Raw genomic sequence first — 26,497 nt, forward strand, 5'->3', positions numbered from 1 at the left:
CCCATACTCGTCATCTCAGGCTGTCAGGACAACGTGACCATCCAGTGGTGCGGGTCGGGGGCCTGGCCGCGCTGGATGGCGGTGAGGCGCTCGCGCAGCCGCATGGTCACCGGCCCGGGCTGGCCGCCGCCGATGAGGAACTCGCCGTCGGCGTGCTTCGCCCGGCCCACCGGGGTGATCACCGCGGCCGTGCCACAGGCGAAGACCTCACTCAACTCGCCGGACTCGGCCTTCTTCTCCCACTCCTCGGTGGAGATCCGCCGCTCCTCCACCGGATAGCCGAGATCCCGGCCCAGCTTCAGCAGCGAGTCGCGGGTGACGCCGGGCAGCAGCGACCCGGACAGTTCGGGGGTCACCAGCCGCGCGCTCTCCCCGGAGCCGAAGACAAAGAACAGGTTCATCCCGCCCATCTCCTCGACCCAGCGGCGCTCCACCGCGTCCAGCCAGACCACCTGGTCGCAGCCTCGCTCCACGGCCTGGGCCTGCGCCACGAAGGCGGCGGCGTAGTTGCCGGCGCACTTGGCGAAGCCGGTGCCGCCGGGGGCCGCCCGCACGTACTCGGTGCACAGCCACACGCTGACCGGCTTCACCCCGCTGGCGAAGTACGACCCGGCCGGCGAGCCGAGCAGCGCGTACAGGTAGGTGCCGGCCGGCCGGTTCACGCCCAGCCCGACCTCCGTGGAGATCATGAACGGGCGCAGGTAGAGCGAGTCCTCGCCGATGTCGGGCACCCACCGCCCGTCAACCGCGATCAGCTCGCGCAGCGAGTCGAGGAACACCTCGTCCGGTAGCTCCGGCATGGCCAGCCGGCGGGCCGACGAGCGGAACCTGGCCGCGTTGGCATCGGGTCGGAACGAGGCGATCGATCCGTCGGGCTGGCGGTACGCCTTCAGCCCTTCGAACACCGCCTGGCCGTAGTGCAGCACCGACGTCGCGGGGTCGAGTTCGAGGTGGTGGTAGGGCTCGACCCTGGCGTCGTGCCAGCCCTGCTCCGGGTTCCAGCGAATGGTCACCATGTGATCGGTGAAGTGCTGCCCGAAGCCCGGTTTCGCAAGTACCTCCGCGATCCGATCCGGGGTCGCCGGGTGCGGATGGGGAGTCCGGGAGAACGGCAACGCTGACGACATGCGCATACGGTAGTCCTCACTCCGTCAACAGAACATCGCTTTCCCGAGGATCGGACGTCCAACCATCCGGGCCGGCCCGCCGACCTGCGGCCGATCGGCCGAGCGCCGACTGACAGCCACCCTGCCGGGGGTCACCCAGCCGGGGACGCGTCCCGCTCGTCCCGCCCGTCCACGGTGCCTCATTCAGTGCTTGTTCCGGAACGCGCGCCGCGCTCGCGTCGCCGGGGCGCGACCGGGACATGACACTCCGGTTGTGCCTGACGGGGCGCCCCGCCGCCACGACCGCGAAGCTCCGCCCTGGCGCGTTCCCGCCCTCGCCATCGCAGGTCGGTCCAGTTCCGGAACAGGCTCTGCTCAGAAGTTCGCGTCATCCGGCGATCCCGTGCGGTTGCCACACCCCTCACCACACCGGCCGCCCGCACGGGCCTGGCGGCCCGTGGTCGCTGGGCCGGTCCTTGATGACGCTCACGGGGGAACCACATCATCGTCCGGCGGGCCGGGGAGTGGCCATGCCGGGTCGGGGCGGAAGTCGCACCAGGTGCCGTCGAACGGGAACCGGCCCGCCTCGGCCAGCGCGATCATCCGCTCCCCCTCGGCCCGCAGCCCGGCCATCCGCGCGGCGTCGAACCGCCCGGCGTCCACCGCGGCCGCCGCCTCGTCCTCGTCCTTCCACTGCCAGGTCCGGTCCGGGCCGACGTGCACGTCCAGCACCCCGTCCATCCGGTCCACAGTGGACGGTGTGCGGCCGCGCGGCAGTTCCAGGTTGACGTACCAGCTCAGGAAATTCCCGCCCGGGCCGAAGAACCACCACACGCTGGACCACGCCTGCTCGTCGACCAGGCGCAGCGTCGAGCAGCCCCGCCAGCGGCCGGGCACCCGCGTGCGGGGCAACCGGAACCGCTCGGCCAGCGGAGCCTCCCGCAGGTCCCGGCCGTCCGCCAGACGGGAGACCACGATCGGCGTGCCCTCGGGCACCCAGCCGAGCAGCCACCGACCGTCGTCGGACAGCACCCGCATCGGGTGCACCGTGCCGACGCCGCCGGTAGGACGCACGAACCGGTACAGCACCCGCTCGCCGGGCGCCCACACCCGCCCGTCCCGTGATTCGGTCACCGCGGCACGCTACCGCCCGCCGCGGGCGGCGAGCGCGCACCCACCGGTGCCCAGCGCCACGGCGACCGCGGTGACCAGCAGGGCCGGCACGGGCAGGCTCATCGCGACCACGACGCACAGCGCCATGCCGGCGCACGCCAGCCGGGCTGGCAACCCCGGCGTGTCCAGCAGCGCCAGCCGGGCGGCGGCGCAGGCGAACGCCGAGTGGAAGAGCATGCCGCACGCCGCCAGCGGGATCGCCGCGGCCGGCGGCAGCAGCACGGCGGCGACCGCGCCGGCGGCCCCGGCCAGCACGCTGGCCCGCCACGGCGTGCCGGCTGCCCCGGGCCGGACGACCACCTCGGGCAGGTCGCCGGCGCGCGCCACGGCCGCCACCGCTCGGCGTGCCCCGGCCAGCACCACCGGCAGCACGCCCGTGGCGGCGAGCAGCACGCCGAGGTTCACCAGCGGGGCGAGTGGCGCCGCGTCGGCCGCCGCCAGGGCGTCCCGCAGCGGCACCGGGGACAGCGCCAGCCGGGCCCCGCCGAGCTGGTGGTACGCGCCGAAACCCACCGCCAGGTAGCCGGCCAGCGGCACGCCGAGCAGCACGGGCAGCACCACGGGCGCCGGCCACCGCGCGGCGCGGCGCTCCCCGGCGGTCGCCCCGGTGATCCGCTCGAAGCCGAGGAACGCGAAGAACATCACACCGGCCGCCCCGGCGATGCCGCTCGGATCGTCTGCGCCGGGCAGGCCGGGCGGCACCGGCGCGGCCGGCGGCGGTGCCGCGCCGAAGCACACCGCAACCATCACGCCGAGCACCGCCAGCACGCCGAGCGCCGGCACCCAGCGCCACGCGCCGTTCAGCGCCAGGCCTGCCGCGTCCACCGCGGTGACCAGCGCGACAAGCCCTACCGCGACCGGGACCCGGTACTCCGGGGCCAGGTACTCGCCCACCGTCCCGGCCACCGCGGCCAGCCCCGCGGCCCGGCCGAGCAGCTGGGCGCTGCCGGACATCCGCGCCGGCCAGGCACCGAGCTGCTCGCGCAGGTGCTGGTCGCCGTCGAGTTCGGGAACCGCCCGCGCGCGGTAGCTGACCGCCGTCGTCACGCAGCCGGCCACCAGCGCGGCGACCACCGTCCCGACCAGGAACCATCCGCCGGCCGGCGCGGCCGCCGGGGCGAGGCCGGCGAACACCCCCGCGCCCAGCATCCCGCCCAGACCGGTCAGCACCGCGCCTGCGGCGCGCGGTCGCGTGCGCAGCGTCTGGCTCACCCGCCTACCGTGGCAGATCCCGCGCGCGGGCGGGAAGACAACGTCCGGATGATCCACTCCCGGCGTGCCGCTCCCCCGTTTCCAGCTCGGCGGAGTCCGCGCGGATAGGGTTCCTGTTCACACCGGCGACGGCCGCTGCCGCCGCCATGCCGCTGCCGACCCGCGAAGACGAGGAGTTGCCTGTGACCGCCCCGAAGTTCGCTGTGACGTCCGGAGCGCCGACCGGCCTGGCCACCGACGCGCTCGTGGTCGGCACCGTGGCTGGCGCGGAGGGGTTGGCGCTGGCACCGGGCGCCGAGGACGTCGAGGCGGCGTTCGACGGCGGGCTGCTCGACCTGCTCTCCGCGCTGGGCGCCACGGGCAAGGCCGACGAGGTGGTGAAGGTGCCGACCCGCGGCGCGCTGCCCGCACGGGTCGTGGTGGCCGCCGGCCTGGGCCGCCCGGAGGACGGCGAGCGGCCGACCGCCGAGCAGGTGCGTCGCGCGTCCGGCGCCGCGGCCCGCGCGCTGGCCGGTACCGAGCGGATGGCCACCACGCTGTCCCGGCTGGACCTGGCCGCCGCGGTGGAGGGCACCGCGCTCGGCGCGTACACGTTCACCACCTACAAGTCCGATCCCGGCTCGGCGCCGGTGGCCAGAGTGGAACTGCTCACCCCGGACGGCGGCAGCGCCAAGGAGCACAAGGCGACGATCAAGGCGGCCACCGCCATCGCCGAGGCGGTGTGCGCGGCGCGGGACCTGGTGAACACCCCGCCGAACGACCTGTACCCGGCGTCGTTCGCGGAGCGCGCCGCGGAACTGGCCGGCGGGGCCGGCGTGGACGTCGAGGTGCTGGACGAGAAGGCGCTGCGCAAGCAGGGCTTCGGCGGCATCCTCGGGGTTGGCGGCGGCTCGTCCCGCCCGCCCCGGCTGGTCCGGTTGCGCTACAAGGGTCCCAAGGCGCGCGCCAAGGTGGCGCTGGTCGGCAAGGGCATCACCTTCGACACCGGCGGCATCTCGATCAAGCCGGCGGCCAACATGGACGAGATGACCTCGGACATGGCCGGGGCCGCCGCGGTGATCGCGACGACCGTGCTCGCCGCGAAACTGCGCTACCCGCTGGAGGTCACGGCCACCGTGCCGATGGCGGAGAACATGCCCTCCGGCACCGCCTACCGGCCCGGTGACGTGCTGCGCATGTACGGCGGCAAGACGGTCGAGGTACTCAACACCGACGCCGAGGGCCGGCTGATCCTCTCCGACGCGATCGCCCGCGCCTGCGAGGACGAGCCCGACTACCTGATCGAGACGTCCACGCTGACCGGCGCGCAACTGGTCGCGCTGGGCCGGCGCACCCCGGGCGTGATGGGCTCGGACGAGTTCCGGGACCGGGTCGCGGAGATCGCCACGGCCACCGGCGAGGGCGGCTGGCCGATGCCGCTGCCCGAGGAACTGCGCACCGACCTGGACTCCAAGATCGCCGACATCGCCAACGTCACCGGCCACCGGTGGGGCGGCATGCTGGTCGGCGGCATCTTCCTGCGCGAGTTCGTCGGGGACGGCGTGCCGTGGGCGCACATCGACATCGCCGGCCCGGCCTTCAACACCTCGGGCCCGTGGGGCTACACCCCCAAGGGCGCCACCGGGCTGCCGGTTCGCACCCTGGCCGCGGTGCTGGCCGACATCGCCGACCACGGCTGACCGCGACCGGCGCGGCTGACCGGATTCCACCGGGTCGGCCACGGCAGCGTCCACCCGCGGCAATTCGGTCGGCGCCGAAGCGTCCGCCAGGCAGACTCGCGGGGTGCCCACCACACCCGCGACCCCACCGGAACCGCCGTACCATGCGGTGATCTTCACCTCACTGCGCACCGACGTCGAGGACGGCTACGCCGAGGCGGCGGAGCGCATGTTGGCGCTGGCCGCCGAGCAGCCGGGCTTTCTCGGCGTCGACTCCGCCCGCACTCCCGGCGGGCTGGGCATCACCGTGTCGTACTGGCGGGACGAGGAGTCCATCGCGGCGTGGCGGGCGCACGCGGCACATGCCGAGACCCGAGGGCTGGGCCGGCGCGAGTGGTACCGGGAGTTCCAGGTGCACGTCGCGCGGGTGGAGCGGGCCTACCGGTTCGCCCGCGAGCACGGTGCGGCCAGGTTTGGTGGGCGCGACCCGGACGTGTCCTAGTCCAGGCCCCGGGCGCGGCGCTGCGCGGCCTGGCGGGAGGTGTACTCCCGCATCCGCCGCGGGTAGCCGACCAGCGCCACGTCGTAGACCGGGATGCCCAGCTCGCGGCCGAGTTGGTAGGCGCTGCGCGGACCGTCCAGCCGGCGGCGGGTCCACTCGCCGTCGTGCGCGACGAGCACCACGGTGGTCGGTGTCACCGACGTCCTCGGTTCCACGTATGCCTCGACCCCGCGCCGCTGGCCAGCCCAGGCGCGCAGGTGGGCGAGGTCGCGCCCGAGTTGCTGCCGGGACGAGCCCGTTCGCCGGTTGCCGCGAAGACGATCGAACAGGCCCACCGATCCCTCCCTTGTCCGCGACTCCGCGCGACAACGGCGCGAGCGCGCCCACCTCCGTGCCTTCGATGGTGCCAGCGCGCCGCGCGTGGCAGGCCTCGATCGACTCGACCGGTACGAAACGACCGGGGTCCGGTTTTGGAGAACGCGCGTACTGGGCCGCGTCGCCACCGGTTTCGGCGTGGTGACAAGATGGCAGGTGGCCCACGCGCCTACCGGCGCGAACGGTCCCGGACCAAGCAGAGAGTCACCCGCCAAACGATGCCTGTCGAGGAGATCCCGTGACCGACACCTCCGCCGACCTCGTGGTTCTCGGCGGCGGATCGGGCGGCTACGCCTGCGCGCTCCGCGCGGCGCAGCTCGGCCTGTCCGTCGTCCTCGTCGAGAAGGACAAACTCGGGGGTACCTGCCTGCACCGCGGATGCATTCCGACCAAGGCGCTGCTGCACGCCGCGGAGGTCGCCGACGCGGCCCGTGACGGGGATCAGTTCGGCGTCAAGAGTTCGCTCGAGGGCATCGACATGCCTGGGGTGAACTCCTACAAGGACGGCGTGGTCTCCCGCCTCTACAAGGGACTGCAGGGCCTGGTGAAGTCCCGGGGCGTCACGTACGTGGAAGGCGAGGGCCGGTTCGTCGCGCCCAACGCGGTGGAGGTGAACGGGCAGCGCTACACGGGGCGGAACGTGGTGCTGGCCACCGGCTCGTACTCGCGGTCCCTGCCCGGATTGGAGATCGGCGGCCGGGTCGTCACCAGCGAGCAGGCGCTCGCGCTGGACTACGTGCCGGAGAAGGTCGTCGTGCTCGGCGGCGGCGTGATCGGTGTGGAGTTCGCCAGCGTGTGGCGCTCCTTCGGGGCGGACGTGACCATCGTGGAGGCGCTGCCCCGGCTGGTGCCCGCCGAGGACGAGTTCCTGTCCAAGCAGCTGGAGCGGGCGTTCCGCCGGCGCGGCATCAAGTTCAAGACCGGCGTGAAGTTCACCGGAGCCACGCAGAGCGCCTCCGGCGTCTCGGTGACCCTGGAGTCGGGCGAGCAACTCGACGCTGACCTGCTGCTGGTCGCGGTCGGCCGCGGCCCGTCCACCTCGGGTGTCGGCTTCGAGGAGGCCGGCGTGCGGATGGAGCGCGGCTTCGTGCTGACCGACGAGCGGCTGCGCACCAACCTGCCCAACGTCTACGCCGTCGGCGACATCGTGCCCGGCCTGCAGCTCGCGCACCGCGGCTTCCAGCAGGGCATCTTCATCGCCGAGGAGGTCGCTGGGCGCAACCCCCAGCCGATCGACGAGGCGGGCATTCCGCGGGTGACCTACTGCGAGCCGGAGGTCGCCTCGGTGGGCCTGACCGAGGCCGCCACCCGGGAGCGCTACGGGTCGGCCGAGACCATCACCTACGACCTGGCCGGCAACGGCAAGAGCCAGATCCTCAAGACGGCTGGCGCGGTCAAGCTGGTCAAGGCGCCGGACGGTCCGGTGGTCGGCGTGCACATGATCGGCGCGCGGGTCGGCGAGCTGATCGGCGAGGCCCAGCTCATCTACAACTGGGAGGCCTACCCGGAGGACGTCGCGCCGCTGGTGCACGCGCACCCGACGCAGACCGAAGCCCTCGGTGAGGCCCACCTCGCCCTGGCCGGCAAGCCGCTGCACGCGCACGGCTGAGGTCGGCGAGCCAGAAGCGAGACGAAGCACTGAGGAGTCAGCGAGAGATGGCCTTCTCCGTCCAGATGCCGGCGCTCGGCGAGAGCGTCACCGAGGGCACCGTGACCCGGTGGCTCAAGCAGGTCGGCGACACCGTCGAGGTCGACGAACCGCTCCTCGAGGTGTCCACCGACAAGGTCGACACCGAGATCCCCTCCCCCGCCGCCGGCGTGCTGCAGAAGATCCTGGTCTCCGAGGACGAGACCGTCGAGGTCGGCGCGGAACTCGCGGTGATCGGGGAGGCGGCCGAGAACGGCGCCGCGCCCACCGCGCCGGCACCGGCCGAGCCCGCGCGGGCCCAGCCGGCCGCGCAGCCGCCGGAGCAGCCGGCCACGGCCGCGGCGCCGCAGCCGGCCGAGCGGAGCGGGCCCGCCGCGCCGCAGCCCGCCCAGCCGGCCGCCGGTGGCGGCGCCGAGGGCACCCCGGTCACCATGCCGGCGCTCGGCGAGAGCGTCACCGAGGGCACCGTGACCCGGTGGCTCAAGCAGGTCGGCGACACCGTCGAGGTCGACGAACCGCTGCTGGAGGTGTCCACCGACAAGGTCGACACCGAGATCCCCTCGCCGGTGGCCGGGGTGTTGCTGGAGATCGTCGCCGGCGAGGACAGCACCGTCGAGGTGGGTGGCCGGCTCGCGGTGGTCGGTGAGCCCGGCGCCGCACCGGCGGCCGCACCCGCCCAGCCGGCCGCACCCGCCCAGCCGGCTGCACCGGCCCCCGAGCCGGTGCAGCAGCGGCCGGCGCCCCCCGCGCCCGAGCCCGCACCCGCGCCCGAGCCCGCACCTGCGGCCGAGCCGACGCCGCAGCCGACCGAGCAGCCGCAGGCCACCGTCCCGGCCGCGCAGCCGGAGGCCCAGCCCGCCGCGGCCCGGGTGGACGGCGAGACCGGCACGCCGTACGTCACCCCGCTGGTCCGCAAGATCGCCGCGGAGAACAACGTCGACCTGAGCACCGTCCGGGGCACCGGCGTCGGCGGGCGGATCCGCAAGCAGGACGTGCTCGCCGCGGTCGAGGCGGCTAAGGCGGAGCAGGCGGCGCCCGCGGCCGCACCCGAGCGGCCCGCCGCGCCGGCTCCCTCGCCCGAGGTGCAGGCGCTGCGTGGCAAGACGGAGAAGCTGTCCCGGCTGCGCCAGATCGTGGCCCAGCGCACCCGCGAGTCGCTGCAGATCTCCGCGCAGCTCACCCAGGTGTTCGAGGTGGACGTCACCAAGATCGCCCGGCTGCGGGAGCGGGCGAAGAAGTCGTTCGAGGCGCGCGAGGGTGTGAAGCTGACCTTCCTGCCGTTCTTCGCCAAGGCGGCGGTCGAAGCGCTCAAGCAGCACCCGAAGCTGAACGCCTCGATCGACGAGGAGCGCAAGGAGGTCACCTACTACAACGCCGAGCACCTCGGTATCGCCATCGACACCGAGCGTGGCCTGCTCAACGCGGTCATCCACGACGCGGGCGACCTGAACCTCTCCGGGCTGGCGCACAAGATCGCCGACCTGGCCGAGCGGACCAGGGCGAACAAGGTCACCCCGGACGAGCTGGCCGGCGGCACCTTCTCGCTGACCAACCTGGGCAGCAACGGCGCGCTGTTCGACACACCGATCATCGTGCAGCCGCAGGTCGGCATCCTGGGCGTCGGCGTGGTGCGCAAGCGCCCGGTGGTGGTGACCGACGAGAACGGTGACGACACCATCGCCATCCGCTCCATGGCGTACCTGGCGCTGACCTACGACCACCGCCTGGTCGACGGCGCCGACGCCGGCCGGTTCCTCACCACGGTGAAGAACCGCCTGGAGGAGGGCGCCTTCGAGTCCGACCTCGGACTGTAACCGGTTTGACAGGACGCGGCCCCCGCCCGCCGGCGGGGGCCGCGTCGCGTGTGCACCAGCCCGCCGGGTCGGCGACCATACGAGCTATGCGCGTCGTCGTCGCCGGTTCCTCCGGGCTGATCGGTACCGCTCTCGTCGCCGCCCTCCGCCAGGCCGGGCACGAGGTGATCCGCCTGGTGCGCCGGCCGCCCGCGGCCCCGGGTGAGCGGGGCTGGGACCCGCCCGCCGGCACCATCCAGCCGGGCGCGCTGAACGGCGCGGCGGCGGTGGTCAACCTGTGCGGTGTGGGTGTGGTGGACCGGCGCTGGACCGCGGCCCGCAAGCAGGTGATCCGGGACAGCCGCACGGTGCCGACCGAGGTGCTCGCCGCCGCGGTCGCCGACCATGGGGTGCCCACCCTGGTCAACGCCTCGGCGGTGGGCTACTACGGGGACACCGGTGACACCGTGGTGGACGAGACCTCCCCGGCCGGCACCGGGTTTCTCGCCGACGTGTGCCGGGACTGGGAGGCGGCCACCAAGCCGGCCGCGGACGCCGGGGCCCGGGTGGTGCGGCTGCGCACCGGCCTGGTGCTGTCCGGCTCCGGTGGCCTGCTCGGCCGGGTGCGCCCGCTGTTCGCGGTGGCCCTGGGCGCGCGGCTGGGCGAGGGCCGGCAGTGGATGCCGTGGATCTCGCTGGCCGACGAGGTGGGCGCGATCCGGTTCGTGCTGGAGCGCGACGACGTGGCCGGGCCGGTCAACCTGACCGCGCCGGGTCCGGTGACCAACGCCGAGTTCACCCGGGCGCTGGGCCGCGCACTGGGCCGGCCGGCGCCCTGGACGGCGCCCGCGTTCGTGCTGCGCGCCGCGCTGGGCGAGCTGGCCGACGAGGCGCTGCTCGCCGGCCAGCGGGCGGTGCCGGAGGTGTTGCAGCGGCATGGATACCGGTTCCAGCACCCGGCGCTCGCCGTCGCCCTGCACGCCCTCCTCCGCCGCTCACAGCCGGTTGCGGAACCGGAGTGACGTGCGACACCCAGCACGGGACCGCGCCAGGGCGAGGCCCCGCGCTCGCGGGAGCGCCCATCAGACACAACGGCACTGCCATGTCGCGGTCGGACCCCGGCGATCGCGGCACGCGTTCGCGGAGCAGGCACCGAGGCGTAAGGTCGGTGGTCGTGAGCAGCCCCGACACCTCCTGCCGCGCCTCGACCGACCCGGTCGAGGTGCGTGATCTCGGCACCATCGACTACCTCAGCGCCTGGGAGTTGCAGCGGGAACTGGCCGCCGCGCGGGCGGACGGCGCCGGGCCGGACACGCTGCTGCTGCTGGAGCATCCCTCGGTGTACACCGCCGGAAAGCGCACCGCCCCGGAGGACCGCCCGACCGACGGCACCCCGGTGATCGACGTGGACCGGGGCGGCAAGATCACCTGGCACGGCCCGGGGCAACTGGTGGGCTACCCGATCGTGCGTCTCGGCGACCCGGTGGACGTGGTCGACTACGTGCGCCGGATCGAGGAGGCGCTGATCGTGGTGTGCGAGCGGCTGGGCCTGGAAACCGGCCGGGTGGACGGCCGCAGCGGGGTCTGGCTGCCCGCGGACGGCGAACGGCCGGAACGCAAGATCGCCGCGATCGGCATCCGGGTGCAGCGCGGCGTCACCATGCACGGCTTCGAGATCAACTGCAACGCCGATCTCACCGCGTTCGACCGGATCGTGCCGTGCGGCATCCGGGACGCCGGGGTGACGTCGCTGTCCGCCGAGCTGGGCCGGGACATCACCGTGGCGGAGGTCCGCCCGATGGCCGCGCAGGCAGTGCTGGACGTGCTGGACGGCCGCATCCCGATCACCGACCGGCCGGTGCGCCGCGCCCAGCCGACCGCCGCCGGAGTCACCTTCGCGCTCCCCTCCTGATTCCTCCCGACCGGCGGACTGCTGCCACGATGGCGTGCGGCGCCCGGCGGCCCGGCCGCCGGATGCGCCATACTCCGTGATCGGGTGACGGCCCCGAGGCGGCCTGATGGATCCGGGTGTGGCACCTTGTTCGGCTGGTGCGGTATCCATCTGACGGGGCGAGTGCTCGTGTCAGTGACGCGCCGCCGGGCCGGGTGGGCCTTCTCTCGGTGCCCCGGCCCGGTGTGACGGCGTGGCCCGCCGTTCCATGACCGTGCCGCGGCGCGGCGGTGCCGAGCGGGTCGCGGCGCGCGGTGGTGACGAATCCGGGCCGGGCGACGACGTGTCGGCGCCGGCGCCGGCAGAGGTGCAGGAGGATCGTCAGGGTTGAGCAGCACAAGCACGGACCTTGGGGAGTCGGTGCCGGTGCCGGCGGCCGGGGCGGAGGACGCCCAGGCGGACGACGAGGGAGTGGCAGCGGCGCGGACGGTGGAGGCAACCTCGGTGGCCGCGGCGGAGGCCACCGCGGGAAGAACGGCGGCCCCCGGCTTACCGCTGGCCGGCTGGTTCGCCGCGGCCCGCGCGGCGTTCCGCCCCGCCGCTCCGGCCGTTCTCGGCTACCTGGCGATCAGAGCCATCGGGTTCGTGGTGATGTGGGGCATGGTGCGCGGCGCCCGCCGCCCGACGACCCTGCCCCAGTTGCTCGGCTCCTGGGACGGCAAGTGGTTCCTGCGCCTGGCCAACGACGGCTACGACCACGCGGTGCGCATCCTGCCCAACGGCGACCCCAAGCAGTCCACGCTCGCGTTCTTCCCCGGCTACCCGTTCCTGGTCCGCTGGCTCGGCGCGCTGCCAGGGATGCACAACCTCTCGGCCGCCGTGCTGATCACGCTGATCTCCGGCGCGGTCGCCGCCTGGGGAGTCTTCGAGGTGGGTCGCAGCATCTCCGGAAGCGACCGGGTGGGCACCGCGCTGGCCCTGCTGTGGGCGGTGGCGCCGGGCTCCGTGGTGCTGCAGATGGCCTACTCGGAGGCGCTGTTCACCGCCGTCGCCGCCTGGGCCCTGGTGGCCATGCTGCGCCAGAAGTGGCTGACCGCCGGCGTGCTGACCTTCGCGGCCGGCCTGGTGCGCAACACGGGCCTGGCGCTGGTGGCCGCGCTCGCGGTGGCCGCGCTGATCGCCACCCCGCGGGAGCAGGACCGCCTGCGGCGGTGGGCCGCGGTCGCGCTGTCCTCGCTGAGCACGGTCGGTTTCCTGCTCTGGGTGGGCATCCAGGCACACCGGCTGGACGGTTGGTTCTGGTTGCAGGACAGGGCGTGGGGGCTCAGCTTCGACGGCGGCATCGGCACCTTCGGCAAGGTGAGCCACTTCCTGGTCACCGACGGCAACGTGTACTACTCGCTCACCGCGCTGGTCGTGGTGGCCACGCTGCTGCTGTTCGGCTGGTCGTTCGCGGAGCGGATCCCGTTGCCACTGCGGGTCTACACCACCGGGGTGGTGATCCTGGCCCTGGGTAGCTCCGGCTTCTTCAACTCCAAGCCGCGCTTCCTGCTGCCCGCCTTCCTGCTCGCCTACCCGCTGGCGGTGCTGCTCGCCCGGGTGCGGCTGCGGGTGCAGGCGGCGCTGTTCCCGGTGCTCGGCATGACCGCCGTCTGGTACGGCACCTACGTGATGACCATCACCGGCAGCAATCCCTGACCGGCGGCGGGTCTCGCAACGGGCGAAGCGCGCTCGTGTCGAGCGCCCCTCACGGCGCGTGATCCCGCGCCCGGTGCGAAATGGCCCATTGGTGGACTCTCGCCGGTGCCGTCCGCAGGCGATGATCACTGGGGACGGGCGCGACGTCTCGGTGCCGACCGCGACCCCCGGGCCGCCTGGCCCGGGCGTTCCGGGGGCCGGCTCGCCGGGCCGCGCCAGGCACAGTGAGCAGCACCGCGGAGGCGAGCGCGTGAGCAACCGACAGACCCTGACGCCAGACGTGACCAGGCACCAGGGGGTGTGCCGCCCGCGCGCGAGCGAGGACGGGTGGGGCACCGTGCTGCTGCTGGTGCGGCTGCGCCGGGGCATCGTCGGTGAGGCCCGGCGCGTGGTGCACCTGGTGCCGGTGCCCACCGAGCACGTGCCGGCGGTGCTGACCGCGTACTGCGGCGCGGAGATCGTGCCCGGCACCGCCGAGGTGCTGTCCTGCTTCACCGGCGTGCCGTGCACCCCGTGCCTGGCCGCCGCCCCGTTACCGGAGGACGACCGGTAGTACCGGTCCACCGCGAGGGCCGGCGGCGTTGTCGACCACGCCGCGACATTCCGCTGAGCTACCGCAGTTGCGGCGCCACCTCGGCCGCGATCAGCTCCACATGGTCCAGGTCGGACAGGTCGAGCAACTGCAGGTAGACCCGGGCGATGCCGGTGCGCTGCCGCCAGGTGCCGAGCCGGTCGACCACCTCGGCGGGCGTGCCGCACAGGCCGTTGCGCCGGAGTTCGTCCACCTCGCGGCCGATCGCCTTGGCCCGGCGGGCGATCTCCGCCTCATCCCGGCCCACGCACACCACCAGGGCGGCGGAACGGATGATCTCCGCCGGATCGCGGCCGATCTCGGTGCATGCGGCGGCAACCCGCTCGTACTGGGCGACCGCGCTGTCCACGTCGACGAAGGGCAGGTTGAACTCGTCGGCGAACCGCGCGGCCAGCGCGGGGGTCCGCCGGGCGCCCATGCCGCCGATCAGCACGGGCGGCCGGGGCCGCTGCGCCGGCTTGGGCAGCGCCGGCGAGTCGGTGAGCCGGTAGTGCTTGCCGGCGAAGGAGAAGCTCTGTCCCTCGGGCGTGGCCCACAGCCCGGTGATGATCTCCAACTGCTCGGCGTACCGCTCGAACCGCTCCCGCAGCGACCCGAACGGGATGCCGTACGCGGTGTGCTCGGCCTCATACCAGCCGGACCCGATGCCGAACTCCACCCGGCCACCCGACATCTGGTCGACCTGCGCCACGCTGATCGCCAGCGGGCCGGGCAACCGGAAGGTGCCCGCGGTCATCAGCGTGCCCAGCCGCAGCCGGGACGTCTCCCTGGCCAGGCCGGCGAGCGTGATCCAGGCGTCGGTGGGTCCGGGCAGCCCGGTCACCGAGCCCATCTTCAGGTAGTGGTCGGAGCGGAAGAACGCGTCGTAGCCGGCGTCCTCGGCGGTCCTGGCGACCCGGAGCAGGTCGTCGTAGGTCGCACCCTGCTGGGGTTCGGTGAAGATGCGGAAGCTCAACGAGGTGTCCACGGGCCGGAGGCTAGCCCTCCCGCCGGGCGCGCGGCACGGCCCGGGTGGTCAGCGCGAGGCGCCGCCCGCGGCCGGGCGCCCGGCGGGGTCGTTGTCGCGCCGGCGCAGCCCGGTCACCACCCGGGACACCGCGCGGGCCACCTCAGCGCCGGCCTGTTCCGGGTCGGTCGCGCTGGCGATCGCGTGCGCGCCGGCGGAAAGCGCGCCGAACAGTAGCTGGGTGGTGATCTCCACCGGCATGTCCTCGATCTCGCCGGCGTCGATCAACGACTTGATCGCCGCGCGCAGGACGCCGAAGCTGTAGCGCTCCTCGCACTCCCGCCACGCCTCCCAGCCCATCACCACCGGCGCCTCGTGGATCACGATGCGCTGGAACGACGGCTCCAGGCAGACCTTCACGTACGCCTCGATCCCCGCCATCGCCGTCTGCCACGGGTCGCCGGGCCCAGCCACGATCGCGCCCAGGTGGGCCATCACCCGGGTCTCCACCGCGTCGAAGGCCGCCTCGAACAGCGCCTGCTTGCCGCTGAAGTGGTGGTAGAGCGCGCCCTTGGTGACCCGGGCCAGCTTGGCGATCTCGTCCAGCGAGGTACCGGTGTAGCCGCGCTCGGTGAACAACTCGACGGCGCTGTCCACCAGGGCCTGCCGGGTCGCCTCCGCGTATTCCAACCGCCTCGACTGCACTGTCGCCACGCTCACAACCCTAGAACATACCAACGGTACGTACTCATGGTATGTTGTCGACCGAGGGTCCGTACTGACGGTATGCCGCAAACCTGTGGTATCGACCACGCCACGGGAGGAGGCCGAGCACGTGAGCTGGAACGACTTCTACCAGCGGCGACGCGCCATCGACGAGGTGCTGCGGCGAGCCGCGCGGGACCCGCGGGGCCCGCTGCCGTTCGCCGACGTACCCGAGGCCGCCGAGATCTTCGGCAGCCAGGACACGTTGCTGCTGGCCCTGCACTACAAGTGGATGCAACTGCTGACCGGGCGGATCGGCATCGCGCTGTCCGCCGCCGAGCGCAGCCCGGACGTGGACCGGGTCGAGGCGGTCGGCACCGCGTGGCGCGAGCTGGCCGCGGCGAACCCGGTGCTGCACGCCGTGCTGACCACGCACCTGGACGAGGGTGACCACCGGCTGCGCGCGGCCGTCGAGCGGGAGCAGCGCATGCTCGCGCTGGCCGCCGGGCTCGCCGAGCCGGACGAGAGCGCCGAGGAGATCAATCGGATCGGTCGCGCCTTCCTGACCCTGCTCCGTCGCACGCCGCTGCCGGTGGCCAAGCGGCGTAGCCCGGTGGAGCTGCTGCGGCGAATGGTGCCCAGCGGCTGACCACCCGCGCGGCGCCCGCCCGATGCCCACCCGCCGCGGGCGCCCCTGGCCCGGCCGCGATGCCCGGGACGCGTAGGACGACCGCGTCCCGGGCGACCTCCGGCAGCCGCGGATATGATCGCGCCCGGACGCGGCCGGGCCTTCGCGCGCCCTCCCGGGCCCGAGACGGCGCCGGCGGTCACAGGACCTCATCGATGGCCGGCCGGCCCTGGCGAACTTAACCTACCGAGTAGTAGGTGTGGCGCATGGCATGGACCGAAGCTGACATCCCGGACCAGTCCGGCCGCACCGTCCTGGTCACCGGAGCCACCGCCGGCCTGGGGCTGCGCACCGCGACCGCGCTCGCCGGCAGCGGCGCCCGGGTGCTGATGACCGCGCGCTCCGCGGAGCGCGGTGAGCGGGCGCTGGCCGAGGTGCACCGCGCCGGCGGGCGGGCCGAACTCGTCTCCCTCGACCTGGCCGACCTGTCGTCGGTCCGCAAGGCCGCCACGGAGGTGCGGGAACGCACCGGAGACGCGCTCGACGTACTGATCAACAACGCCGGAGTGATGGCGCCACCGCTGCGCCGCACCGCCGACGGCTTCGAGCTGCAGTTCGGCACCAACCATCTGGGCCACGCCGCGCTCACCTGGCTGCTCATGCCGGCACTGCGCGCGAGGCCGGGCGCCCGCGTGGTGACCGTGGCCAGCATGGCCGCCCGCCAGGGCCGGCTGGACCTCGACGACCCGAACTTCCACCACCGCCGGTACTCCGCCGGGGGCGCGTACGGCCAGTCCAAGCTGGCCAACCTGGTGTTCGCGCTCGAGCTGGACCGCCGCGCCCGGGCCGCCGGCCTGGACCTGGTCAGCGCGGCCGCGCACCCCGGCTACACCGCCACCAACCTGGTCACCGCGACGGCGCGGGACCGCGGCGGGCCACTGGTGGCGCGGGTGGCCGACCTGGTCACCCGGCTGACCGCGCAGTCCGTCAAGCGCGGCGCGCTCCCCCAGCTCTACGCGGCCACCGCACCCGGCGTGACCGGCGGCTCCTACGTCGGGCCGGGCTGGCCCGGTGAGGTGTACGGGCCGCCGGCGCCGGCCCGGCTGTGGCCGGCGGCGCGGGACGAGGAGACGGCGGCCCGGCTGTGGACGGTGACCGCCGAGCTGACCGGGGTGGCGCCCGATCCGGCGTGACCCCGACCACCCGTGCCGGTGGCGTACCGTGTGGTCGTGACCGTCGCGCCGGAGGGGCGCAAGCTGCTGCGGCTGGAGGCCCGCAACAGCCAGACGCCCATCGAGAAGAAGCCACCGTGGATCAAGACGCGCGCTCGGATGGGCCCCGAGTACAGCGAGCTGAAGGGGCTGGTCCGGCGGGAGGGCCTGCACACGGTCTGTGAGGAGGCCGGCTGCCCCAACATCTACGAGTGCTGGGAGGACCGCGAGGCCACCTTCCTCATCGGCGGCGAGCAGTGCACCCGGCGCTGCGACTTCTGCCAGATCGACACCGGCAAACCGGCCGAGCTGGACACTGACGAGCCGCGCCGGGTCGCCGAGTCGGTGCAGGCGATGGGGTTGCGGTACTCGACGGTGACCGGGGTCGCCCGCGACGACCTGCCGGACGGCGGCGCGTGGCTGTACGCCGAGACGGTGCGGCAGATCCACGCGCTCAACCCGGGCACCGGCGTGGAGCTGCTCATCCCCGACTTCAACGCCGAACCCGACCAGCTCGCCGAGGTGTTCGGCTCCCGGCCGGAGGTGCTCGCGCACAACCTGGAGACCGTGCCGCGGATCTTTCGCAGCATCCGGCCGGCCTTCCGGTACCAGCGCTCGCTGGACGTGCTCACCATGGCCAGGGAGGACGGCCTGGTCACCAAGTCCAACCTCATCCTCGGCATGGGCGAGACGCCCGAAGAGGTCACCGAGGCGCTGCACGACCTGCACGCGGCCGGCTGCGAGATCGTCACCATCACCCAGTACCTGCGGCCGAGCGTGCGGCACCACCCGGTGGACCGCTGGGTGAAGCCGGAGGAATTCCTGGCGCACAAGCAGACCGCCGAGGAGATCGGCTTCGCCGGGGTGATGGCCGGCCCGCTGGTCCGCTCCTCCTACCGCGCCGGCCGGCTGTACGCGCAGGCCAAGCGGCACCGCGGCGAGCCGCTGCCCGAGCACCTCGCGCACCTGGCCGAGGCCGGACCGGCGGCCCAGGAGGTCAGCGCCCTGCTGGCCCGCTGACCGCTACCGCACCTCGGGGTCGCGGACCTGCACGCCGTCCAGTTCGCGGACGAAGTCCGCGCCGAAGGCGGTGGACGGGGTGTGCGCGCCGGGACGCACCGAGCCGGACCGCAGCCTCCCCACCGCGCGCAGCACCGCGTCCGCGGTGAGGTCGTAGGCGTTGGGCGCGGTGAGCGCGGCCGTGGCGGTCCGGCCCGCGCCGTCGCGCACCTCACCCCACACCTCCGACCGGCTGGCCGCCCTTCGCTCCTCCGCCGGCCCTCGGACCAGGCCAAGCAGGTCCTTGCCGATCTGCTGCACGGCGGATGAGCGCAGCAGCGGCGCGGCGAAGGACTGCACCTTGCCGACCACGCCGGCCGGCCCCGGCACCGACGTGAAGGTGGTGATCGTGGGGATGCGGGTGGACCGGTAGGCGGTGGCCAGGTCGCCCCACGGGATCGAGGTGACCCGGCGCGGACCGGACGGGAACTCGGCGACCCGGTCGCGGTGGCCGATCGGCACGGTCCGCAGCTCCCCGTTCACCCGCACGCGCCCACCGGCCGCGCTGCCCTCCATCGCGGTGCGCAGCGTTCCCGGGCTCATTCCCCCGCCGGCCAGGAAGGCCAGGTCCAGCTCCGTGGCGCCAGGCAGGGCGGCGGCCAGCATGGCGGCGAGACAGTCGGTGGGCACCACGTCGAAGCCGCCGCCGGGCAGCAGCACCACGCCGGCCTGCTCGGCGTCCGCGTGCCGGGCGAAGACCCGCTCGAACACGTCGACCTCGCCGGTGATGTCCAGGTAGTGGGTGCCGGTGGCCAGGCAGGCGTCCACCATCGGCGCGGAGGTCACCGAGAACGGGCCGGCGCAGTGTGTCACCACCTCGACGCCGTCCAGCGCCGCCCGCACGCCGGCCGGGTCGACCAGGTCGAACACCCGGTGCTCCAGGCCGAGCCGGCCGGCCAGCTCGGCGACCTTCGGCGCGGACCGCCCGGCGAGCAGCGGTCGTTCCCCGCGTCGCACGGCCAGCTCGGCCACCAGGCGCCCGGTGTATCCGTTGGCCCCGTACACCATCCAGCTCATGTGCACAGGATGCCGTGCTCGATCGTGAACCGCCGGGCGGGGTGCGGCCGGGACGGCCCGACCACACCCCGCGCCACCGCCGCTGGGGCGCGCCAGCGGCGGTGGACGGCGATGCCCGGCTCCGGCGAACCTAGGCCATGAGACCCTAGCGTGAACACCCGACGACCGTCGGTCATTCGACCGAGATCCGCCGCGTTGGACCGCGCGTCCCGTGGGGCACGGTCCGCAGCCGTGCCGGTCGGGGTTGGTCTGGGACGATGGCGGCCCTGCGTGCACCGCCCGCGCCACGGCGGCGTGTCCGGCATCTCTCGCATCGGCTACGTCCGCACGCCGCCCGTAGCTACCCGGGGACAGTGGGCGCGGCAGGGTTCGAACCTGCGACCACTCGCTTGTAAGGCGAGTGCTCTTCCACTGAGCTACGCGCCCGGGACGCCGGCCGGCGGGATGTCCGGGCCGGCGCGGGATGTGTCGGCGGGTCAGGAGAGCGCGGCGATGGCCTTCTTCCAGCTCTCCTGGTCCCGGGCCTGGCCGGGCTCGTTGGCCTCGGCGTACCGGACGACGCCCTGCTTGTCGATCAGGAACGTGCCCCGGACCGCCATGCCGGCCTTGTCGTTGAACACGCCGTAGGCCTTGGCGACCTCGCCGTGCGGCCAGAAGTCCGACAGCAGCGGGAAGGTGTAGCCCTGCTGCTCGGCCCACGCCTTGAGGCTGAACGGGGTGTCCACGGACACGCCGATCACCTGGACGTCGTCGTTCTGGTACTGCTGGATCTCGTCCCGCACCTGGCAGAGCTCGCCGGTGCAGATGCCGCTGAAGGCGAACGGGTAGAAGACCAGCAGCACGTTCTTGTCGCCCCGGAAGTCAGACAGCTTCACCGGCTGCTTGTTCGAGTCGTTCAGGGTGAAGTCCGGAGCTTCGGTACCGACCTCGAGCGGCATGGGAAAGCACCCTCCGATGGAGTCCTTGCGTGTCATCAGCAGCTTAGGGGCTACCCCCGCGCGGCTTCCGCCAGGTGAGACCGCGCGAACACAACCGGTGCCCCGGACCAGCGGTTCAGCGCTTGGACTTCACCGCCGCCTTCGGCGCCACCAGCCGGGTGCCCGCCCAGTCGGCGGCCGCACTGATGTTCGAGGTCTGCGCCAGGCCCGCCGTCTTGGCCGCGTCCGCGATGTCACTGGGCTCGACGTGCCCCTCCCGCCCCGTCTTGGGAGTCAGTACCCAGATCACGCCGTTGTCGGCCAGCGGGCCGATCGCGTCGACCAGGTCGTCGGCGAGGTCACCGTCGCCGTCCCGCCACCACATCAGGACGACGTCCACCACCTCATCGGCATCCTCGTCGAGCAGCTCCCCGCCGCACTGCTCCTCCACAGCGGCGCGCAGCTCGTCGTCGACGTCCTCGTCCCAACCGAGTTCCTGGACCACCATTCCGGGCTCGATCCCGAGCCTCTCGGCGACGCCGACCTTGCCGGCGTCTCCCGCGGCGACCACGGCTTCCACTCCTCCAAGTGCGCCAGTGCGGCAGCCGCCGAGGGCCGCCGCACCCAGTGTGTGTTCCTGTCCCAATTAGCGAACACTGGCGGTGGCCACCTGCGCAACCGCCCGCGCCGCGACACGCCTACATCGGGACCCCAGCAGCACCCCGCCTCACCCCATCGGGCGGGCCGCATCCCTCCTATCCGCGCGCGCGTGAGAAACGTTACGACCGTACTGGCCAGTAGCGATGACGAACGACCCTACCTGGGACGAGGATGGAGAGGTTGGGGGTAGGTCACCCGGGCGAGCAGACTCCGCCGCACGGTGACGTCAACAACGGGAAAGACAAACGATCAGGCAAGGAGATCCCTTGGCCCCGCACAACATCGGCACCGGTAGCGCGGCCACCCCGGGACGGGTGCGTGTCATCCGGGACGGCACGGCCACTCACCTTCCGGACATCGATCCCGAGGAGACCGCCGAGTGGCTCGAGTCGTTCGACGCGGTGCTGAAGGGCGCTGGCCAGCAGCGGGCGCGCTACCTCATGCTGCGACTGCTGGAACGCGCACGGGAGAGCCGGGTCGGCGTCCCGGCACTGACCAGCACGGACTACATCAACACGATCCCGCCGGAGCAGGAACCCTGGTTCCCCGGTGACGAGGAGGTCGAGCGCCGCTACCGTGCGTGGCTGCGCTGGAACGCGGCCATGATGGTGCACCGGGCGCAGCGCCCCGGCGTCGGCGTGGGTGGCCACATCTCCACCTACGCGTCCTCGGCCACCCTGTACGAGGTCGGCTTCAACTGGTTCTTCCGCGGCAAGGACCACCCGGGCGGCGGCGACCAGGTGTTCATCCAGGGCCACGCGTCACCGGGCATCTACGCCCGGGCCTTCCTGGAGAACCGGCTGTCCGCGGATCAGCTGGACGGGTTCCGGCAGGAGTACTCGCACGCCGGTCCGGGCGGCGGCCTGCCCAGCTACCCGCACCCCCGGCTGATGCCGGACTTCTGGGAGTTCCCCACGGTGTCCATGGGGCTCGGCCCGATGAACGCCATCTACCAGGCCCGGTTCAACCGCTACCTGCACGACCGCGGCCTGAAGGACACCAGCCAGCAGCACGTCTGGGCGTTCCTCGGCGACGGCGAGATGGACGAGGCGGAGTCCCGCGGCCTGGTGCACGTGGCGGCCAACGAGGGCTTGGACAACCTCACCTTCGTGATCAACTGCAACCTGCAGCGGCTGGACGGCCCGGTCCGCGGCAACGGAAAGATCATCCAGGAGCTGGAGTCCTTCTTCCGCGGCGCCGGTTGGAACGTCATCAAGGTGATCTGGGGCCGCGAGTGGGACGCGCTGCTGGCCCGGGACCGGGACGGCGCGCTCATCAACCTGATGAACACCACGCCGGACGGCGACTACCAGACGTACAAGGCTAACGACGGCGCGTACGTGCGCGAGCACTTCTTCGGCCGCGACCCGCGGACCAAGGAGATGGTCGCCGGGATGACCGACGAGGAGATCTGGAACCTCAAGCGCGGCGGCCACGACTACCGCAAGGTGTACGCGGCGTACAAGGCGGCCGTGGAACACCACGGCCAGCCCACCGTGATCCTGGCCAAGACCATCAAGGGCTACGGGCTGGGCCCGCACTTCGCCGGCCGCAACGCCACGCACCAGATGAAGAAGCTGGCCCTGGAGGACCTGAAACTCTTCCGGGACAGCCTGCGCATCCCGGTCTCCGACGCGGACCTGGAGCGGGACCCGTACCTGCCGCCGTACTACCACCCGGGCAAGGACGCGCCGGAGATCCAGTACCTGCTGGAGCGCCGCCGCCAGCTCGGTGGGTTCCTGCCCGAGCGGCGGGTGAAGTCCAAGGCCCTGGTACTGCCCGGGGACAAGGTCTACGACGTCATCCGGCGCGGCTCCGGCAAGCAGGACGTGGCCACCACGATGGCGTTCGTCCGGCTGATCAAGGACCTGGCCAAGGACCCGGAGATCGGCAAGCGGATCGTGCCGATCATCCCGGACGAGGCACGGACCTTCGGCATGGACTCGATGTTCCCCACGCAGAAGATCTACAACCCGCAGGGGCAGCTCTACACCTCGGTGGACGCCAACCTGATGCTGGCCTACCGGGAGAGCGAGCGGGGCCAGATCCTGCACGAGGGGATCAACGAGGCCGGGTCGACGGCGTCGTTCATCGCCGCGGGCACCTCGTACGCCACGCACGGCGAGCCGATGATCCCGGTCTACATCTTCTACTCGATGTTCGGCTTCCAGCGCACCGGCGACGGGCTGTGGGGCGCGGCGGACCAGATGACCCGAGGGTTCGTGCTGGGCGCCACCGCCGGCCGCACCACGTTGACCGGTGAGGGTCTGCAGCACGCGGACGGCCACTCGCTGCTGCTGGCGCACACCAACCCGGCCGTGGTGGCCTACGACCCGGCGTGGGCGTTCGAGATCGCGCACATCGTCAAGGACGGCCTGCGGCGGATGTACGGCGAGGGCGCCGAGGACGTCTACTACTACCTGACCGTCTACAACGAGCCGTACCAGCAGCCGGCCGAGCCGGAGGACCTGGACGTGGACGGGCTGCTCCGCGGCCTGTACCGCTACCAGCCGGCCCCGGCCGGGGACGGCCCGAAGGCGCAGATCCTGGTCTCCGGCGTGATCATGCCGGAGGCGCTGCGGGCACAACGGCTGCTCGCCGAGGAGTGGGGCGTACGGGCCGACGTGTGGTCCGCGACGTCCTGGGGCGAGCTGCGCCGGGACGCGGTCGAGGTGGAGAAGCACAACCTGCTGCACCCGGAGGCCGAGCCCCGGATGCCGTACGTCACCCGGGTGCTGGCCCGCACCGAGGGCCCGGTCGTCGCGGTGTCCGACTGGATGCGCGCGGTGCCGGACCTGATCCGCCCGTACGTGCCCACCGACATGGTCACCCTGGGCACCGACGGGTTCGGGTTCTCCGACACCCGCCCGGCCGCCCGCCGGGTGTTCCTGGTGGACGCCGAGTCGACCGTGGTGGCCACGCTGGCCGCGCTGGCCCGACGCGGCGAGATCGACCAGTCGAAGGTGGTCGAGGCGGCGCGGCGGTACCGGATCGACGACGTGCAGGCGGCGGGCCCGCAGACGTCCGACCCCGGCGTGGCCTGAGCACACACGCACCGCGTTCGGCGGGCCCGACGGGGTTCGCGCACCGCGCGACCACCGCACGGGTCCGCCGAGCGGCTCGAGGGGCGTCAGGCGGACGGCGTGCCGGTGGGTTCGGGCGCCGCACGCCGGGTGGCGGTGCGGCCCCAGGCCAGCCAGCCGCGCACCACCAGCACCGCGAACACCACGTACACCGCGGCGGAGAACCACAGCCCCGAGGCGATCTGCAGCGGTACGCCCACGGCGTCCACGGCCAGCCACACCAACCAGAACTCGACCAGGCCCAGCCCCTGCGCGGCGAACGCGGCGAGCGTGCCCACGAAGATCCAGGCGTCCGGCCACGGCGCCCAGGACGCGTGCAGCGCGCCGAGCAGCAGCGCCACCCCCACGGTGCCGGCGGCCACGGCGGCGAGCAGCACCGCCCGCTCCCGCCAGGTGGCCCGGCGGACGGCCAGCCCGTACACCGGGTCGCGCCGGCGGGTCCATGCCCACCAGCCGTAGACCGAGATGGCGAAGATGACCACCTGCCGGCTGGCCAGCCCGCCCAGGTGCGCCGAGGTGTACACGGCGAACAGCAGCACGGTGGCGCCGACCTGCACCGGCCAGGTCCACAGCGTGCGCCGCTCGGCGAGGAAGACCACCGCGAGCGCGCACAGCTGGCCGAGCAGCTCCGCGTAGGACACCCGCTCGCCGAGCAGGACCAGGTAGTGATCCAGCAGCACGTGCACGGCCTCTCCCTCCGCGACTGGGCACACCGTGACGGCCCGGCGCACCGTGGTCACTCCGCCCGCCGCGGCTGTCGCGCGGCCGTCGAAACGTCCCCGGCACCGACCACACCCGTCTGCCGCCGGAACATCCGGCGGCGCCGCGATGTTCCGGCTCCGGAGCGGATCACACGACTCGGTAAGCCCGCCGTTCGTGCCCGGCAAGCCGCGCGCGTGCCGCCACGCCGGCGCGGACGGGCCTCCTAGGGTGGGTGTTGTGGACACGCCGCGAGTCGAGACCAGCCCGGGTCGCCCGACGCTGCCGCCGTGCCCGCAGTGCGAGCGGGACGATCTCGTGCCCTACGGCAACGGCTCCAAGTGGATCTGCCGCACCTGCCGGTTCCTCGCACCGTGCTGCGAGCCGGACGTGCCGTGCCGGTGGTGAGCGGGCCGGCACCGTTCGCCGATCGGGTGGATCAGCAGCCGAGCGCGGTGCCACCAAAGTGGGATCCGCGTGGCGAGATCTCCGCGCACCGTCCAGAGTGGAGGGACCGGTGGGGACCGGGGAGATGGGGCCGCCCGGCCGCGTCCCGCGCGCATACCGCGGGTACCGGCCGGGCGGCCCTACTCGCTTGCGGGCACCGTTCGGTTTGGGTCCCCGGGCGGTGACCTGGGATTCTGGCTTCATGAGCGGTGCGGCGGAGCGGTTCGGGCAGGACGCGCAACAGCCCAGGGCGGCGCACGACCACACCTGGCCGGAGGTGTCCGCGAAGACGCTGCGCAACCTGGAGCGGGCGTCCGGCGACCTCGCCTCGGCCACGGTGGCGGCGATGGAGCAGCGGCTGCCGTGGTTCCGCCGCATGCCGGCGAACCAGCGGGCCAGCATCCTGCTGGTGGTGCAGAACGGCGTCGCCGGTTTCGTCGCGTGGCTGCGCGATCCGAAGCAGGTGATCCGGCTGACCGCGGACGCGTTCCGCACCGCGCCCAAGGACATCTCCCGCTGGGTCAGCCTGCGGCAGACCGTGGAACTGGTGCGGGTCGCGCTGGACATGTTCGAGCAGCGGCTGCCCGCGTTCGCCGCGAACCCCCCGGACCGGGACACGCTGCTGTCCGCGGTGCTCCGCTACGGCCGGGAGATCGCCTTCGCCGCGGCGACCTCCTACGCGGCCGCCGCCGAGGCCAGGGGCGCGTGGGATGCCCGGCTGGAGGCCCTGGTCGTGGACGGCGTGCTCCGTGGCGACGCCGAGGAGTCACTGTTCTCCCGGGCCTCGGCGCTGGGCTGGGATCCGGCGGCGGAGGCCACCGTGCTGGTCGGCAACTCACCGTCGGACGATCCGCCCGAGGTGGTCTACGAGGTGCGCAGCCGCGCCGCCCGAGCGGGCCGCGCGGTGCTGCTCGGCGTGCAGGGCACCCGGCTGGTGGTGATCCTGGCCGGGCCGACCGAGGGTCCCGCGGCGCGCGGCGTGCTGGCCAGGATCGCCGAGGCGTTCGGCGAGGGACCGGTGGTGGCCGGGCCGACCGTGCCCGGCCTGGCCGAGGCGCACCGCAGCTCCGCGGACGCGCTGTCCGGGCTGCGCGCGGTGGTGGGTTGGCCGGCGGCACCCCGGCCGGTGCGCTCGGCGGAACTGCTGCCAGAACGGGCCCTCGCCGGCGATCCCGAGGCGGAGCTGCAGCTCGTGCAGCGGGTGGCGCAGCCGCTCGAGGAGGCCGGCGGCGCGCTGCTCGCCACGGTGGACACCTTCCTCGAGGTCGGCGGGGTGCTGGAGACGTGCGCCAAGCGGCTGTTCGTGCACCCCAACACGGTGCGCTACCGGCTGCGCCGGGTGGCCGAGATCACCGGGCGCAACGCCAACGATCCGAGGGACGCGCTGGTGCTGCGGGTGGCGCTGTCGGTGGGCCGGCTGGCCCGAGCGCGCGGCCTGTGGTGAAGGGGCGGGCTCCCGCACCCCGCCCCTTCACCG

General features: G+C 73.4%; 24 protein-coding genes and 1 tRNA gene. 14 read left to right on the forward strand and 11 right to left on the reverse strand.

Annotated features, from left to right (window positions below):
• Nucleotides 1–23 precede the first annotated feature (23 nt).
• The 3 genes from FFT21_RS10065 to FFT21_RS10075 all read right to left on the reverse strand — a co-directional run bounded on the left by FFT21_RS10065 (nucleotide 24) and on the right by FFT21_RS10075 (nucleotide 3,491).
• Nucleotides 24–1,127, reverse strand: a complete 1,104-nt coding sequence (locus FFT21_RS10065; protein WP_137813526.1) for a branched-chain amino acid aminotransferase — start codon at nucleotides 1,125–1,127, stop codon at nucleotides 24–26.
• Nucleotides 1,128–1,592: 465 nt separating this feature from the next.
• Entirely contained in the window at nucleotides 1,593–2,240 is a 648-nt protein-coding gene (locus tag FFT21_RS10070; protein WP_307722914.1) for a ribonuclease FAU-1 family protein, read from the reverse strand.
• A 9-nt stretch (nucleotides 2,241–2,249) separates the two neighbouring features.
• Nucleotides 2,250–3,491, reverse strand: coding sequence for an APC family permease (locus tag FFT21_RS10075; protein WP_137813527.1), 1,242 nt, complete (start codon nucleotides 3,489–3,491; stop codon nucleotides 2,250–2,252).
• Between the two features lie 182 nt (nucleotides 3,492–3,673).
• Between FFT21_RS10075 and FFT21_RS10080 the strand changes: the two genes are divergently transcribed.
• Together FFT21_RS10080 and FFT21_RS10085 are read left to right on the forward strand one after the other, a co-directional pair.
• Nucleotides 3,674–5,170 carry a leucyl aminopeptidase gene (locus FFT21_RS10080; RefSeq protein WP_225978265.1) on the forward strand — a complete coding sequence of 499 codons (1,497 nt, stop codon included), beginning with the start codon at nucleotides 3,674–3,676 and terminating at the stop codon, nucleotides 5,168–5,170.
• Between the two features lie 103 nt (nucleotides 5,171–5,273).
• The gene (locus tag FFT21_RS10085) at nucleotides 5,274–5,651 is read left to right on the forward strand and encodes an antibiotic biosynthesis monooxygenase family protein (protein WP_137813529.1); all 378 of its coding nucleotides are present in this window, start codon (nucleotides 5,274–5,276) and stop codon (nucleotides 5,649–5,651) included.
• Here FFT21_RS10085 and FFT21_RS10090 read toward each other — a convergent pair.
• On the reverse strand, nucleotides 5,648–5,986 hold the full coding sequence (locus tag FFT21_RS10090; RefSeq protein ID WP_137813530.1) for an oxidoreductase: 339 nt from the start codon (nucleotides 5,984–5,986) through the stop codon (nucleotides 5,648–5,650). The genes FFT21_RS10085 and FFT21_RS10090 overlap by 4 nt on opposite strands.
• Before the next feature lie 278 nt (nucleotides 5,987–6,264).
• Here FFT21_RS10090 and lpdA point away from each other — a divergent pair, with 278 nt between their 5' ends.
• The 6 genes from lpdA (at nucleotide 6,265) to FFT21_RS10125 (ending at nucleotide 13,609) form a co-directional block, all read left to right on the forward strand.
• The gene (lpdA, locus tag FFT21_RS10095; RefSeq protein WP_137813531.1) at nucleotides 6,265–7,635 is read left to right on the forward strand and encodes a dihydrolipoyl dehydrogenase; all 1,371 of its coding nucleotides are present in this window, start codon (nucleotides 6,265–6,267) and stop codon (nucleotides 7,633–7,635) included.
• A gap of 47 nt (nucleotides 7,636–7,682) precedes the next feature.
• Nucleotides 7,683–9,488 carry a 2-oxoglutarate dehydrogenase, E2 component, dihydrolipoamide succinyltransferase gene (sucB, locus tag FFT21_RS10100; RefSeq protein WP_137813532.1) on the forward strand — a complete coding sequence of 602 codons (1,806 nt, stop codon included), beginning with the start codon at nucleotides 7,683–7,685 and terminating at the stop codon, nucleotides 9,486–9,488.
• An 86-nt stretch (nucleotides 9,489–9,574) separates the two neighbouring features.
• Nucleotides 9,575–10,489: a TIGR01777 family oxidoreductase gene (locus FFT21_RS10105; RefSeq protein ID WP_137813533.1), complete on the forward strand. Its 915-nt coding sequence runs from the start codon at nucleotides 9,575–9,577 to the stop codon at nucleotides 10,487–10,489.
• A 152-nt stretch (nucleotides 10,490–10,641) separates the two neighbouring features.
• On the forward strand, nucleotides 10,642–11,379 hold the full coding sequence (gene lipB, locus FFT21_RS10110) for a lipoyl(octanoyl) transferase LipB (protein ID WP_192909460.1): 738 nt from the start codon (nucleotides 10,642–10,644) through the stop codon (nucleotides 11,377–11,379).
• Nucleotides 11,380–11,745: 366 nt separating this feature from the next.
• Nucleotides 11,746–13,056, forward strand: a complete 1,311-nt coding sequence (locus FFT21_RS10120) for a mannosyltransferase family protein (RefSeq protein ID WP_153816548.1) — start codon at nucleotides 11,746–11,748, stop codon at nucleotides 13,054–13,056.
• A gap of 280 nt (nucleotides 13,057–13,336) precedes the next feature.
• The gene (locus FFT21_RS10125; protein ID WP_307722915.1) at nucleotides 13,337–13,609 is read left to right on the forward strand and encodes a hypothetical protein; all 273 of its coding nucleotides are present in this window, start codon (nucleotides 13,337–13,339) and stop codon (nucleotides 13,607–13,609) included.
• Nucleotides 13,610–13,667: 58 nt separating this feature from the next.
• Here FFT21_RS10125 and FFT21_RS10130 read toward each other — a convergent pair whose 3' ends face one another.
• Nucleotides 13,668–14,603 carry an LLM class F420-dependent oxidoreductase gene (locus tag FFT21_RS10130; protein ID WP_137813608.1) on the reverse strand — a complete coding sequence of 312 codons (936 nt, stop codon included), beginning with the start codon at nucleotides 14,601–14,603 and terminating at the stop codon, nucleotides 13,668–13,670.
• Nucleotides 14,604–14,663: 60 nt separating this feature from the next.
• On the reverse strand, nucleotides 14,664–15,299 hold the full coding sequence (locus FFT21_RS10135) for a TetR/AcrR family transcriptional regulator (protein WP_137813609.1): 636 nt from the start codon (nucleotides 15,297–15,299) through the stop codon (nucleotides 14,664–14,666).
• Between the two features lie 130 nt (nucleotides 15,300–15,429).
• On the opposite strand from FFT21_RS10135, the gene FFT21_RS10140 reads away from it, so the two are divergent.
• From FFT21_RS10140 to lipA, 3 genes are all read left to right on the forward strand, one after another.
• Nucleotides 15,430–15,948 (forward strand): hypothetical protein, encoded by a 519-nt coding sequence (locus FFT21_RS10140; RefSeq protein ID WP_137813537.1) that lies wholly within the window; start codon nucleotides 15,430–15,432, stop codon nucleotides 15,946–15,948.
• A gap of 245 nt (nucleotides 15,949–16,193) precedes the next feature.
• Complete coding sequence (locus FFT21_RS10145; RefSeq protein WP_137813538.1) at nucleotides 16,194–17,120, forward strand: oxidoreductase; 927 nt, start codon at nucleotides 16,194–16,196, stop codon at nucleotides 17,118–17,120.
• A gap of 36 nt (nucleotides 17,121–17,156) precedes the next feature.
• Nucleotides 17,157–18,158: a lipoyl synthase gene (gene lipA / locus FFT21_RS10150; protein WP_137813539.1), complete on the forward strand. Its 1,002-nt coding sequence runs from the start codon at nucleotides 17,157–17,159 to the stop codon at nucleotides 18,156–18,158.
• Nucleotides 18,159–18,161: 3 nt separating this feature from the next.
• Here lipA and FFT21_RS10155 read toward each other — a convergent pair whose 3' ends face one another.
• From FFT21_RS10155 to FFT21_RS10170, 4 genes are all read right to left on the reverse strand, one after another.
• A complete protein-coding gene (locus FFT21_RS10155; RefSeq protein ID WP_137813540.1) occupies nucleotides 18,162–19,214 on the reverse strand; it encodes a saccharopine dehydrogenase family protein in 1,053 nt (350 codons plus the stop codon).
• 354 nt (nucleotides 19,215–19,568) lie between these two features.
• Nucleotides 19,569–19,640 (reverse strand) — tRNA-Val (locus FFT21_RS10160).
• A gap of 50 nt (nucleotides 19,641–19,690) precedes the next feature.
• Nucleotides 19,691–20,152 (reverse strand): peroxiredoxin, encoded by a 462-nt coding sequence (locus FFT21_RS10165; protein WP_137813541.1) that lies wholly within the window; start codon nucleotides 20,150–20,152, stop codon nucleotides 19,691–19,693.
• A 115-nt stretch (nucleotides 20,153–20,267) separates the two neighbouring features.
• Nucleotides 20,268–20,702, reverse strand: coding sequence for a DUF3052 domain-containing protein (locus FFT21_RS10170; protein ID WP_137813542.1), 435 nt, complete (start codon nucleotides 20,700–20,702; stop codon nucleotides 20,268–20,270).
• Nucleotides 20,703–21,057: 355 nt separating this feature from the next.
• On the opposite strand from FFT21_RS10170, the gene aceE reads away from it, so the two are divergent.
• Nucleotides 21,058–23,835, forward strand: coding sequence for a pyruvate dehydrogenase (acetyl-transferring), homodimeric type (aceE, locus tag FFT21_RS10175; protein ID WP_192909461.1), 2,778 nt, complete (start codon nucleotides 21,058–21,060; stop codon nucleotides 23,833–23,835).
• An 86-nt stretch (nucleotides 23,836–23,921) separates the two neighbouring features.
• Here the strand turns inward: aceE and FFT21_RS10180 are convergent, their stop codons facing one another.
• The gene (locus tag FFT21_RS10180) at nucleotides 23,922–24,560 is read right to left on the reverse strand and encodes a nicotinamide mononucleotide transporter family protein (protein ID WP_137813544.1); all 639 of its coding nucleotides are present in this window, start codon (nucleotides 24,558–24,560) and stop codon (nucleotides 23,922–23,924) included.
• 253 nt (nucleotides 24,561–24,813) lie between these two features.
• On the opposite strand from FFT21_RS10180, the gene FFT21_RS28820 reads away from it, so the two are divergent.
• Both FFT21_RS28820 and FFT21_RS10185 read left to right on the forward strand, forming a co-directional pair.
• Nucleotides 24,814–24,981 carry a hypothetical protein gene (locus FFT21_RS28820; protein ID WP_153816549.1) on the forward strand — a complete coding sequence of 56 codons (168 nt, stop codon included), beginning with the start codon at nucleotides 24,814–24,816 and terminating at the stop codon, nucleotides 24,979–24,981.
• Between the two features lie 241 nt (nucleotides 24,982–25,222).
• Nucleotides 25,223–26,464 (forward strand): PucR family transcriptional regulator, encoded by a 1,242-nt coding sequence (locus FFT21_RS10185; protein ID WP_137813545.1) that lies wholly within the window; start codon nucleotides 25,223–25,225, stop codon nucleotides 26,462–26,464.
• Nucleotides 26,465–26,497 lie beyond the last annotated feature (33 nt).

The organism is Gandjariella thermophila (genome assembly GCF_005405885.1).
GTDB lineage: Bacteria > Actinomycetota > Actinomycetes > Mycobacteriales > Pseudonocardiaceae > Gandjariella > Gandjariella thermophila.